At 36.5% G+C, this 13,942-nt stretch carries 6 protein-coding genes and 1 pseudogene; 3 read left to right on the forward strand and 4 right to left on the reverse strand.

The features are described from left to right. The first annotated feature begins 125 nt into the window (after window positions 1-125). Window positions 126-7,535, forward strand: a complete 7,410-nt coding sequence (locus HGD76_RS24830) for a S8 family serine peptidase (RefSeq protein ID WP_210967738.1) — start codon at window positions 126-128, stop codon at window positions 7,533-7,535. A 78-nt stretch (window positions 7,536-7,613) separates the two neighbouring features. Here HGD76_RS24830 and HGD76_RS25815 read toward each other — a convergent pair whose 3' ends face one another. Together HGD76_RS25815 and iscB are read right to left on the reverse strand one after the other, a co-directional pair. Continuing rightward, window positions 7,614-7,748, reverse strand: a complete 135-nt coding sequence (locus HGD76_RS25815) for a hypothetical protein (protein WP_256370347.1) — start codon at window positions 7,746-7,748, stop codon at window positions 7,614-7,616. Between the two features lie 20 nt (window positions 7,749-7,768). Further along, entirely contained in the window at window positions 7,769-9,046 is a 1,278-nt protein-coding gene (gene iscB / locus HGD76_RS07065; RefSeq protein WP_148762746.1) for an RNA-guided endonuclease IscB, read from the reverse strand. 598 nt (window positions 9,047-9,644) lie between these two features. Between iscB and HGD76_RS07070 the strand changes: the two are divergent. Next, a pseudogene (locus HGD76_RS07070) lies at window positions 9,645-9,854 on the forward strand (FAD-dependent oxidoreductase); the annotation flags it as partial. 13 nt (window positions 9,855-9,867) lie between these two features. Here the strand turns inward: HGD76_RS07070 and HGD76_RS07075 are convergent. Together HGD76_RS07075 and HGD76_RS07080 are read right to left on the reverse strand one after the other, a co-directional pair. Then, on the reverse strand, window positions 9,868-10,263 hold the full coding sequence (locus HGD76_RS07075) for a hypothetical protein (RefSeq protein WP_148762744.1): 396 nt from the start codon (window positions 10,261-10,263) through the stop codon (window positions 9,868-9,870). Window positions 10,264-10,652: 389 nt separating this feature from the next. Continuing rightward, window positions 10,653-13,577, reverse strand: coding sequence for a UPF0182 family protein (locus HGD76_RS07080; RefSeq protein WP_168695342.1), 2,925 nt, complete (start codon window positions 13,575-13,577; stop codon window positions 10,653-10,655). A 176-nt stretch (window positions 13,578-13,753) separates the two neighbouring features. Between HGD76_RS07080 and HGD76_RS07085 the strand changes: the two genes are divergently transcribed. Further along, complete coding sequence (locus HGD76_RS07085; RefSeq protein WP_168204353.1) at window positions 13,754-13,906, forward strand: hypothetical protein; 153 nt, start codon at window positions 13,754-13,756, stop codon at window positions 13,904-13,906. Window positions 13,907-13,942 lie beyond the last annotated feature (36 nt).

Genomic DNA, 13,942 nt, shown 5'->3' on the forward strand with positions numbered 1-13,942 from the left:
AACCAACTCAGCACCTTTGCTGAATTCAGGATAGATTCACCTTCGTGATCTCAATAACTCAGTATCAATTAATTCAGTTAATCAATGCTTGAACAAAAAAACTCTAAAATATAGGAGCATCTATCATGGCTAACAACTTCGTCTGGGTTAACGCAACTACCTTAAATGGAACTCTTTGGGATAATGGAACTCTATCATCAGCAACTCCTATTACTCAAATAGGCACATTAACACTTGGTGGTAGTTCCAAATATCTAAATACTCAACTCAATAATACGGGAACTATCGTCGAGAATGACTTTCGTTTGTTTTTCAATGATGGTGCTATTCTCAACAATTCTGGTAATTATGAATTACAACAGGGAGAAATTCGTAATTCCACTTCTAGTATTGGCACATTTAACAACTCTGGAACTTTCAAGAAAACCACCACAGGAATAGGATCTATTAGAGTTGCTTTTAATAATACAGGAACGGTAAATGTTGAATCAGGAATTTTAAACCTTACAGGAGGAGGAGTTAGTAATGGTGGAAACTTCAACTTAACTAGCGGTAGAACCTTGGGATTTGGTGGAGGAGTTTATACTCTCAATAATGGAGCAAAAATCAACGGTAATGGTAATCTTGACCTTAGTAGTGGAACTTTAGATGTCAAATTAGCAGGAGGAACTGCTATTGCTAATACTGTTGTATTTACTCTTGGTGGTGGAACATTTCAAGTAGATGGAGATTGGAACTTACTAACAACAAATAATTGGAATGGAGGAACTTTAAAGAGTTCAGGAATTACTACTAATAGTGGCACATTAACACTTGGTGGTAGTAGTTCTTCTTCCAAGTTTCTAAATACTCAACTCAATAATACGGGAACTATCGTCGAGAATGACAATCGTTTGTTTTTCAATGACGGTGCTATTCTCAACAATTCTGGTAATTATGAATTGCAACGGGGAGACATTCTTAATTCCACTTCTAGTATTGGCACATTTAACAACTCTGGAACTTTCAAGAAAACCACTACAGGAATAGGCTCTATTGGAATCGCTTTCAATAATACAGGAACGGTAAATGTTGAATCAGGAATTTTAAACCTTACAGGAGGAGGAGTTAGTAATGGTGGAAACTTCAACTTAACTAGCGGTAGAACCTTGGGATTTGGTGGAGGAGTTTATACTCTCAATAATGGAGCAAAAATCAACGGTAATGGTAATCTTGACCTTAGTAGTGGAACTTTAGATGTCAAATTAGCAGGAGGAACTGCTATTGCTAATACTGTTGTATTTACTCTTGGTGGTGGAACATTTCAAGTAGATGGAGATTGGAACTTACTAACAACAAATAATTGGAATGGAGGAACTTTAAAGAGTTCAGGAATTACTACTAATAGTGGCACATTAACACTTGGTGGTAGTAGTTCTTCTTCCAAGTTTCTAAATACTCAACTCAATAATACGGGAACTATCGTCGAGAATGACAATCGTTTGTTTTTCAATGACGGTGCTATTCTCAACAATTCTGGTAATTATGAATTACAACGGGGAGACATTCTTAATTCCACTTCTAGTATTGGCACATTTAACAACTCTGGAACTTTCAAGAAAACCACTACAGGAATAGGCTCTATTGGAATCGCTTTCAATAATACAGGAACGGTAAATGTTGAATCAGGAATTTTAAACCTTACAGAAGGAGGAGTTAGTAATGGTGGAAACTTCAACTTAACTAGCGGTAGAACCTTGGGATTTGGTGGAGGAGTTTATACTCTCAATAATGGAGCAAAAATCAACGGTAATGGTAATCTTGACCTTAGTAGTGGAACTTTAGATGTCAAATTAGCAGGAGGAACTGCTATTGCTAATACTGTTGTATTTACTCTTGGTGGTGGAACATTTCAAGTAGATGGAGATTGGAACTTACTAACAACAAATAATTGGAATGGAGGAACTTTAAAGAGTTCAGGAATTACTACTAATAGTGGCACATTAACACTTGGTGGTAGTAGTTCTTCTTCCAAGTTTCTAAATACTCAACTCAATAATACGGGAACTATCGTCGAGAATGACAATCGTTTGTTTTTCAATGACGGTGCTATTCTCAACAATTCTGGTAATTATGAATTGCAACGGGGAGACATTCGTAATTCCACTTCTAGTATTGGCACATTTAACAACTCTGGAACTTTCAAGAAAACCACCACAGGAATAGGCTCTATTGGAGTTGCTTTTAATAATACAGGAACGGTTGAAGCCCAATCAGGAACTCTAAATTTTACCAACACTTACACCCATAATAATGCAAATTTAATTCTCAAAGGTGGCACTGTTACCTTTAGCAATGCCTTGAATATTAACGGTGGCAGTATAGAAGGCAATGGCAGTATTAACGTTGGGGTGACAAATTCTGGTTTACTCAATCCTCGTCATGCTAGTAATACCGAATTTGGTCTTTTAACTATTAATAGTAACTACACCGAAACCAACAGCGCAAACATCAATATTCAATTGGGGGGAACTACCGCAGGAACTAACTTTGATCAGGTGGATATTAATGGAAATGCCGCTTTTGATGGAACATTGAATGTTAGCCTATTGAATAACTTTACTCCCATTCTTGGTAGTACCTTTGATGTTGTAACTTATGAGAATTTCACAGGATCTTTAGATTTTACTGGACTAAAAATAGCTGATAATCTAACTTTAATTCCTGTTTTTAATTCCAAAGCATTAACTTTAATTGTTGGTAATGCTACACCAAAAGCAAACAACGATTTTATTAGCACAAATGAAGATAATATTCTTTATACCCCTACAACTATATTTTTGGCTAATGATACAGATGGTGATGCCGATCCCCTAAGTATCATAGAAGTTAAAGATGGTAAAACAATTGGTAAAGTTAGTTTAAATGGAAATCAAATCATCTATAACCCTAATGGGAAATTTGATTCACTTGCGGCTGGTGAAAGCATAAGTGATACCTTTGATTATGTGGTTAGTGATCCATACTATGGCAGAAATACAGCGACGGTAACAGTGACAGTCAATGGAGTTAATGATGCTCCTATTGCTATCGTAGATAGCTTTAGCACTATCAGAGATCAATCGCTAACGCTTTCGATTCAAAATTTGTTAATTAACGATTATGATCCTGACAAAAATGATTCGATAACATTTGTTGGTGTTAATAACGCAATTAATGGCTCAGTAACTTTAAACAACAATCAAATTATCTTTACTCCCAGTTTTGAGTTTATGGGTGCAGCCAGTTTTGAATATGTAATTAAAGATAATTCAGGAACTGAAAGTAAAGGTACAGTAAAAATTGATGTTAAACCTTCCAATTTTGGGAAAATAAAAGGAACTTTTTGGCAAGACAATAATAGTAATGGAATCCAAGATTCAGGTGAATTAAAACTAGGAAATTGGACGGTTTTTTTAGATAAAAATCGTAATGGAACATTGGATCAAGGTGAGGCTTCAACAATAACGGATAACCAAGGTAATTACAGTTTTGATAATCTCACTGCTGGAGCTTATGTTGTTGCCCAAGTTTTAAAGCAAGGATGGGACAGAACTTATCCTGTTCAACAAAATAATACTAATCCTAATCAGATAGTGACACCAGGGGTTTCTGTTTTAGGTTTCTCTTCCCCATCAAATGTTACTGCTAATTATGCCCCTAATCAAATTTTAGTAAAACTCAAATCGGCAATTTCTAATCTTGAGTTAAATACTCTTAAAAGTAATTTGGGGGTCACTAATATTGAATCAATTAGTGATCTGGGTATTGAATTGTGGTCTTTTAGCAAACTTAGTGTAGATACGGCAATTGCCCAATATAGTAGTAACTCTCTAATTGAGTATATCGAACCGAATTACACTATCTCCAATAATAATGTTTTTCCATTAGTTGTCCCTCCTAACGACCCTCAATATTCTTCACTTTGGGGATTAAATAATACGGGACAAACAGGAGGAAAATCTGATGCGGATATTGATGCACCAGAAGCTTGGAAAATTTCAACAGGCAGTAAATCAATTATTATCGGTGTGATTGATACTGGAGTAGATTATACCCATCCAGATTTAATCGGTAATATTTGGAAAAATCCAGGAGAAATCCCCAATGACGGCATTGATAATGATAATAATGGATTCATTGATGATGTGCATGGTTACGACTTTGCCAACAATGATGGTAATCCTTTTGACGATCATGGCCATGGCACTCACGTTGCTGGAACTATTGGAGCAAAGGGAAATAATAATTTAGGGGTTGCGGGGATTAACTGGGATATTCAAATTATGCCGATCAAGTTCCTTTCTGGTAAAGGTTCTGGCACTATATTTAACGCTATTAAGGCTGTTAACTATGCCACCAAAATGGGGGCTAATTTAACCAATAATAGCTGGGGCGGCGGTGGATTTTCTCAAGGCTTGTATGATGCGATCGCTGCTGCGGGAAAAGCAGGACAACTTTTTGTTGCTGCGGCTGGAAATAGTTCAAGTAATGCAGATCAGTCTCCCATGTATCCTGCCGCTTATAATTTGGACAACATTATCTCTGTCGCCGCTACAGACCATAACGATAACCTAGCCAATTTTTCTAACTATGGAGCTAATTCTGTTGATTTAGCAGCCCCTGGAGTTAATATTCTTAGTACAGTTCCGGGCAATCGTTACAGTAGCTTTAATGGAACTTCAATGGCTAGTCCTCATGTTGCCGGGGTAGCTGGTTTGGTTTGGGCAAACAATCCTAGTTTATCTGCTAAGGAAGTCAAACAAGTGCTTCTTAATAGTGTTGATGTTCTGGATAATTTGAAAGGGAAAACTTTAACAGGAGGACGATTAAATGCCAACACAGCTTTGCAGAATAGTCGTCCAGTACCTGGAACTTACGTCGTTCGGCTTGATAAAGGAGAAATTGTTCAAGATATTAATTTCGGAAATCGCTTGCTTGAGTCTACTTCTAGCGTTAGCCCAATAGAATCAGCAGATAACACCAAACTAGTCAAAGATACCACCAACAAATACTTTACCCAAATCGGAACAAATACACCAATTGCTATTAAAAATGGTGGACAACAAATCTACCAAGATATCTACGGTTCAGGATGGCAAACGATAGCCGCAGAAACTGTCAATGGGGATAATCAAATCCTCTGGAAAAACGTTTCTGGAAACTATCTGCATATTTGGCATTTAGATAATAACTGGAATTGGGTTTCTTCTGAAGGAAATTGGGGATTGAATTCTGCTGATGCTTTAACTCAAGAAACTAACTTTGCCATAGATGCAAATGGTGATGGTGTTATTGGCAATCCTTATACTGCAATTGAATCGGCAGGAAACACCAAATTAGTCAAAGATCCAACAAACAAATACTTTACCCAAATCGGAACAAATACCCCAACCGCTATTAAAAATGGTGGACAACAAATCTACCAAGATATCTACGGTTCAGGATGGCAAACTATAGCCGCAGAAACGGTTAATGGGGATAACCAAGTTCTCTGGAAAAACGTTTCTGGAAACTATCTACATATCTGGCGTTTAGATAGTAACTGGAATTGGGTTTCTTCTGAAGGCAATTGGGCATTAAATTCGGCAGAAGCTTTCACCCAAGAAACTAACTTTGCCATAGATACCAATAGTGATGGTGTGATTGGCAATCCTTACACTGCAATAGAATCAGCAGGTAATACCAAGTTAGTCAAAGATGCGACTAACAAATACTTTACCCAAGTCGGAACAAATAGCCCAATCGCTATCAAAAATGGTGGACAACAAATCTCCCAAAACATCTACGGTTCAGACTGGCAAACTATAGCCGCAGAAACCGTCAGTGGAGTTAATCAAGTTCTCTGGAAAAATCTGGCTGGAAATTACCTCCACATTTGGCGTTTAGATAGTAACTGGAATTTGGTTTCTTCTGAAGGAAATTGGGGATTAAATTCGGCAGAAGCCTTAACTCAAGAAACTAACTTTGGCATAGATACTAATGGTGATGGTGTGATTGGCAATCCTTATACTGCAATTGAATCAGCAGGTAATACTAAATTAGTCAAAGATGCCACCAACAAATACTTTACCCAAATCGGAACAAATACCCCAACCGCTATTAAAAATGGTGGACAACAAATCTACCAAGATATCTACGGTTCAGGATGGCAAACGATAGCCGCAGAAACTGTCAATGGGGATAACCAAGTTCTCTGGAAAAACATTTCTGGAAACTATCTGCATATCTGGAATTTAGATAGTAACTGGAATTGGGTTTCTTCTGAGGGACAATACGCATTAAATTCTGCTGATGCTTTTACCCAAGAAACTAAATTTGGGATAGATGCAAATGGTGATGGTTCTATTGGCAGTGGTTACACCGCAATAGAATCAGCAGGTAATACAAAATTAGTCAAAGATGCAACCAATAAATACTTTACCCAAGTCGGAACAAATACCCCAACCGCTATTAAAAATGGTGGACAACAAATCTACCAAGATATCTACGGTTCAGGATGGCAAACGATAGCCGCAGAAACTGTCAATGGGGATAATCAAGTTCTTTGGAAAAACGTTTCTGGAAACTATCTGCATATCTGGAGTTTAGATAGTAACTGGAATTGGGTTTCTTCTCAAGGAAATTGGGGATTAAATTCTACTGATGCTTTCACTCAAGAAACTAACTTTGCCATAGATACCAATGGTGATGGTGTGATTGGCAATCCCTACACCCCAATTGAATCAGCAGGTAATACTAAGTTAGTCAAAGATGCAGCCAACAAATACTTTACCCAAGTCGGAACAAATACCCCAACCGCTATTAAAAATGGTGGACAACAAATCTACCAAGATATCTACGGTTCAGGATGGCAAACGATAGCCGCAGAAACTGTCAATGGCGTTAATCAAGTTCTTTGGAAAAACATTTCTGGAAACTTCCTGCATATCTGGAATTTAGATAGTAACTGGAATTGGGTTTCTTCTGAGGGACAATACGCATTAAATTCTGCTGATGCTTTTACCCAAGAAACTAAATTTGGGATAGATGCTAATGGTGATGGTGTGATTGGTAATCCCTCTAGTCTGACTTTGACAGGTACTAGTGGTAATGATTTCCTCGTTGGTGGTGCAAATAATGATCTTCTCACCGGTGGGGGTGGTAAAGATACTCTAACTGGTGGTTTAGGTGCTGATAAGTTTGTTTACCAAAATCTTACTGATTCTCTCTTAGCTAACTTTGATGTGATTACTGACTTCAACGCCACCACAGGTAATGATTTATTCCGTGTTTCTACCGCACGAGCCGGGTTTGTGGATGTGGGAGCAGTTAATACCCTGGATGCTGCTGGTATGGGGGCAAAATTAACAGCCGCAGCCTTTGGGTCAAATTTTGCGGCTCAATTCAGTTTTGGACAAAAAACCTTTGTGGCTATTAATGATGCAACCGCAGGGTTTAATGCGGCTAATGATGCCATTATTGAAGTTACGGGATTAACAGGAACATTGAATGTCAATCATTTTGTGATTGTTTAGAGGATATTTAGCTTAAACCGACAGAAGCCCCACGCGTGACCCGATAGGGCAGCGTGGGACGCAATGCGTTCGCTATCGCTAACTAATCAATATCAACTCTCCATCTACAATTTCGTAACGATTGCCATCATCAGCTAAAGCCATAAACTCTTCATCAGTCCAAACTTTATCCTTTATTTTTTCTAAGATAACTGTCTCTGCATTTAATCTCATAAAATTGTAGTTTTCCGTAGTCAAACGTAGCTATATCCGTCACTACAATGAACCTTAGTAATATCTTTCATTGTTGAAAATTCAACTCTAAAACCATTGATAACAATCTCACATCCGTTTTTTGTGGGAGTTTTAACACGACTTACATACCTTCCAGAAGTTATGTTTTTACGATCTTTGTGTAAAGTAGCCTTAACAAAATCTCCTGTAGAAACATGAGTGAATATTTTTTTAGGCTCGGTGCAAGGAAAACCAAATTTATTGATCCTACAGAATCTTCTGCAACCATGCCCCGTGCTTTTTACTGTTAAAATTTTTGTTGTAAGTATTTTGAGAGTTTCAACTTTCCCTACACAAGCAGCATCAATCCAATGAGTTTTAGGCAATCCTAAACGAGTTCTATTAAACTTAGTTAAACCTCCTGAACCTGTTGTTATAGGTAATCCAGTTTCTTTTAACTTATTAAATAAAGCCCATCTCGTTGAATTTACAGCAGACGCATCTTTTAGTGTCCGCTTGGCTTGGGATAAAATTTGCTTCAACAACTCAGGCTTTTTTCCTAAAAACTTCTCAATATCTTGAGTACCTTTTTTGATATTACATTTCTCACAAGCTAGACACAAATTAGAAATTCTATTAGTTCCTCCTTTGGCTTTTGGTTTAATATGCTCAACTTGTAAAGGGACATTTTCAGCAGTACAGTATGCACATTTTCTATTCCATTTATTCAAAAGATATTCACGGACTTCATACCCTTGTAACTCTCCTTGTTGATACTCAAAGCCTGATATCTCCGGGTTTTCTAGCTGCTGTAGGTCAAACCTAGCAAGCTCTTGAACTATGTCAGTTATTGGGGCAAAATTACATAATCTTTTGACCCAAGTGTTAATAGTTAAAACTCTATGGCTTAAAGAAGGTGCTAACCAACCTTGAGGTTTAGTGCGGTTAAGAAATCTAGCTTGACGATAACGAGTATGTCTAGAACGTCTTCCTCGCCTTACTCCTTTTCGAGTTTCTAGGCTTTCTTTAATAGCTAAACCTCTGTGTTGTAATTCCATACCCCAGATGACTTTATTATTTTGAACTAACGCAAAACCTGTAGTTTTACTTCCTGGATCTATTTTTAATTCAATCGGTTGAGTTGGAACGTCAGATTTAGGTTCTTTCAAAATTATGGTAAATGGAAATCTTCTAAATACAGCAGCTTTTTGTTGATTTAATAAAAAACGTGCATCTCCTGGATGGATTGGAGTAAGTGGTTTTTTGTTGGTATCAAGAACTAGAACAAAATTAGACATTTAAATTTCACCTTTCCAGGGTAATGTTTGCTTCAACCTTGTTATCTGAGCTTGTTATGCTAAATACACTATCCTTGCGGATTGTTTAATAAGTAGCAACATGGCAGGGGACTAGCGAATCCCAAGGTGTTATGACCTAGATAACGTTTACCCTTCGACTACGCTCAGGGTGGTTTGGTTCACATAAACTACAGATTACTCCGTTTATTTATGCTCTCATATTATTCAAGTCCTTTTAATTTTTAGACAAAGCGATTCGTTTATATGACTAACTGAGTGATTTCTTTATATAATACTAACCCAAATATAAAAAATTTTGATTTGACTGGTATCGCGATAGCGAAGCGCGACCTAGGAATCGCCTTCAGGAGATGAATTTTGATGCGATTTGCTCCGCAACGCAAGCTAACGCTGTATAAAAAAGCATTAGATCGGACAATATTGTGATATTTTGGTTTTGATTTTGGGGGCGATCGCGAAAGATAAATAATTGTTAAGCGATCGCTGTATAACAAAGCATTCAAGAATCAGCAGGCGGGATTAGTCAGCAGCAGCAGACTTTTCCCTCTTTTTTGGATTAAATTACAAATTATGAATTCTGAATTCTGAATTATTTGATGTCATTGTTATTGGTTCTGGTATTGGTGGTTTAGTGACAGCGACCCAATTAGCAGCCAAAGGTGCAAAAGTTATAGTTTTTGAAAGTTATCTTATTCCCGGTGGTAGTGCCGGTTATTTTCAAAGCCAAGGATATACATTTGATGTCGGTGCATCAATGATTTTTGGCATGGGAAATAAAGGAACGACCAAACAGACGCTTTTTAGCGAAATAAATTTTTATGGGAAAAGCTAACTTTTTTAGGCACGTATTCAGAACAGTCTATGGCTGCTTCTGTAAGAACAGAATCAGGTTTGACAGCACATTTTAAATAATGGTTATTGGCAAAAAATTGACATTTTTTACAGGGAACTTTTTGTAGAATTTTACTTTTCACGCATACCCGATCATCTGTATTGGTGCGGATTTTATGAAAAAGTAGGAGAAATATAGCCCAAACAAAAATAAATCCCAGAGGAGCTAAAGATAGTGCTAAATCTGGTATTTGGATGTTGTGATATTGGACTTGGACTTTTTCTTGTTGAACTGCACTTTGAGCAATGGACAAATTGGTATTGTCGGCCATGAGTGTATTTCCCAATACCTGCTCTATATACATCTTATTTTCCTTAATAATCTATAATGGTTCTTAATTAACAAGTGTGACAGAACCAAGTGGCAAACCCCTCAATATAAAGTCTGTTTGAATTGTGACTGATGTTGGATTTTCAAACTTTTAATTTAAGTCTAGGATTTGTTTAGGTAAAGCTGTATATAGCTTCTGATTATAGGTTTAGCAAAAGTAAAGATTAGTTATCTCTGTCAATAGTTTTGTTTTTTATTATGTGAATATATACCTGAAGTAGTAGGTGGATATTAAAAATACAGTTAGTAATAGGTTTTTAAATTTTTGAATTTCTAGAACAGTGATACATTAATTGCATCGTAGGGGCAACCCCCCTGTGGTTGTTCTGGTAGGGTTTTGGGGCAAGCACGGGGGCATTGCCCCTACAGGGGACGAATGATAGTTGTTGGTGGTGCAATTTCTGGTTGAAAGATTCCTTGTAGTGCTTGTTCTAAGGTGGGTGCCATGATGATGCGATTTTCATAGGCTACAACTACTCTTACTAATGTTGGTAAACTATTTTGTGTGGCTTCTAAATAAATTGGTTCAACATATAGTAACGATTGCTCAATGGGAACTATTAACAGATTACCTTGAATTACTCTTGAACCTTGACGATTCCACAGAGAAATTTGTTGAGAAATAACTGGATCTTGATTTATTCTGGCTTCAATTTGTTCTTGTCCATAAATTAAGCGTTCTTTAGGAAAGTTATATAATAGTAATTTGCCATAATTTTCGCCATCAGAACGTGCTGCTAACCAAGCGATTAAATTGGTGCGTTGTTTGGGTGTGTAGGGAAGTAAGAGGATGAATTCTTCAAAGGAGACGTTGGGGAGACTGGTTATTAAATAGTAGGGTTCAACTTTACGGCTTTCGTTGTCATAGATTTCATTAGGAATTTGCCATTGATCTTCTCTATTATAAAATACTTGAGGATCTGTCATGTGGTAGATCATTAAGCGTTCAGATTGAATTTTGAAATAATCTACTGGATAACGGAGATGACTGCGGAGATTGACTGGTAAATTCCTCAGTGGTTGAAACATTTTGGGAAATATTTTTGACCAAGCTGTAATCAATGGATCGGCAGCATCGGCAATGTAAAATCTGACTGTACCGTTGTTAGCATCAATTACGACTTTGACGGAATTACGGATATAGTTAATACTATTTTTACCTGTATCTGAGTAAGGATAGCGATCGCTTGTGGTGTAAGCATCAACTATCCAATAAAGATAATTTTCTTGGCCAGGAAATTGTTGATTTTTACCATCTATATGGGCATCTACTGCAACTAAATAAGGATCACTATCGAATTTTAAAAAAGGGGCAATAGTTTGAATTCGTTGGTTAATATTTCGTCGTAATAATACTTTAGTTTCTGGCAAAAAATCTCTGGTAAATACCATTTTCCAATCTTTTAAATATATAGAAAATAGCCATCTTTTCCATAGAGAGTTGATATGAATACCACCTAATCCATCATAAGTATTATAAACATTATCGCTGCCACTGGGATAATCTAATTCTTTAACTTTTGTCCCAGTCATAACATGAGTATTACTAATTTCTCCATAATAAATTCGGGGTTGTCCGATGGGAATACTGGCACGAATATTGGCATTAGAAGTATTTAAGACGCTACCATTTTGGCTAATATCTTTGACAAAATATTCTGGTAATCCAGCAGCAGCAACGGTATTAACTGGACTCATAGTGAAGCCATAACCATGAGTATAAATCATATTTTGGTTTACCCATGTTTGTGCGGGGAGAGGAACATCTGGATAATTTAATTCTCTCGCTGCAATTAGTACCTGTTGTTTTTCTTGATTCCCGTTATTCTTAATTAAATATCTATCAATATCAGCATCAGGGAATTGATAATAAGGACGAATTTGTTGTAATTGACGATTGGTTTTTAATAATGGTTCTTGATCCCAAAGCCGAATATTTTTAATTGTTAATTCATTAGCTTTAATATCTGCTTCTGTGAGTTTTCCTGTGGGGTTAAATATTTGAGAATCAATGACATCTAAATTAAATGCTTGACGAGTCATGTCAATATTTCGCATTATATAAGGTTGTTCTTTTTGTAATTCATTTGGCTCAACAATAAAACTTTGTACAGCCATAGGTAAAATAAAATTACCGATTAATATAAAAGTTATATACATACCTAATGTATAAATTGCCCAGCGATGATGTGAGGATTTTTTTTGCCAAAATACAGTTAACCACAATAAATATAAGGCTATAGCTACCGATAAAATATATAATATTGTATCTGCTGGTAATTGGGCTTTAACATCAGTATAACTAGCTCCATAACTCACTCCACGAACCGAGTAAAGCAGTTGATAACGACTCAGCCAATAATTTAAAGATACTACTAACATTAAACAGCCAGATAAGCCAAATAAATGGCGCATTTGTGGAGAAGAAAATCCTGGAAAAATAGCTTCTCTGAAGCTATTAGCTGATAATAAATAGGTGAGAATAACGCTAATAAAACCATATAGAGATAATCCTATTAACCAAAATCCTAAGAGTTCCCAGATCGGGAGATGGAAAATATAAAAACTGATATCTTTGCCAAATAATGGTTCAGAATGATTAAAGGAAATAGGATGAAAAGATAAAAGAATTTTTGACCAATATTGAGACAGTATCCAGCCAAAACTGAGACTAAAAATAATAGCGATCGCTCTGAGGAAGAATTTGCTATAAATTAATATAGCCATGGAAAATCCCCCAAATAATCCTAAATACAAAGGTTGAGAAATTATCTGTTTTCCCAACTGCAAAATTATATCTACTCGCAATAGCAGTGGCACTGATAAACTGGATTGATTAACTTTCCCTGGCCAATAAGAGAGGGCAATTTCTCCATATTGTGCTAACACTAAACACATCAAAAAAATTAATCCTAGGATTAGAGGTAAAAGCCATCGCAATTTAATTTTATTGGTATAATTATGCCATTGAGGAGATTGATTATTTGTGGGATACTGAGGACTAAGAAAAGTGGTTAATTTGCGACTAATTTTTATTTCCTGTATCGGACTAGAATTAGGAAAAGGGGGATATTTTAACCTCTGGGCTAAAGTGAGATTTCCTAACAAGTAAATGGCACTCAAACTCACAATAAATAACCATAAACTCCCCTGAGTTAACAATCTTTGTAGAAATACTTCTAGATAACCAACTTCCTGAAACCAAAAAATTTCCGCACCCAAATGAGCAGCTATATCTAAGAATAGCCACAAACCCAAACAGCCTATAAAAATTTTAATAGTGTTCATTTCCAAAATATTGCTTTGAGAGGATATTTGAAAAGTTTATGGCGAATATAGTTCGCTACTACACACCAAAATCACTCAAATTTTCTTTAGGAATTGCATTAATTTGATTGATAGATGTTTGGCTTAGTTCTATGGGTAAAGATCCATTAATATCACTTGGTACTACAAACTAAAACATGAGTGCCAAAGCTAAAAAAGGCGATGCCCTGAGCTTGTCGAAGGGTAAACGTAAAAAACAAAAAGCTGGGTTAAATAAATCAATTCTTGATGTGGGAATGGGGATGATAATGCTAAACCCCGACAATTCTCAACACATAACAGAAATTTAAAGCCACCTTCAAGCCCGCAGGTTTCAACCTGTAGGT

Source organism: Dolichospermum flos-aquae CCAP 1403/13F, from assembly GCF_012516395.1.
GTDB classification, from domain to species: domain Bacteria; phylum Cyanobacteriota; class Cyanobacteriia; order Cyanobacteriales; family Nostocaceae; genus Dolichospermum; species Dolichospermum lemmermannii.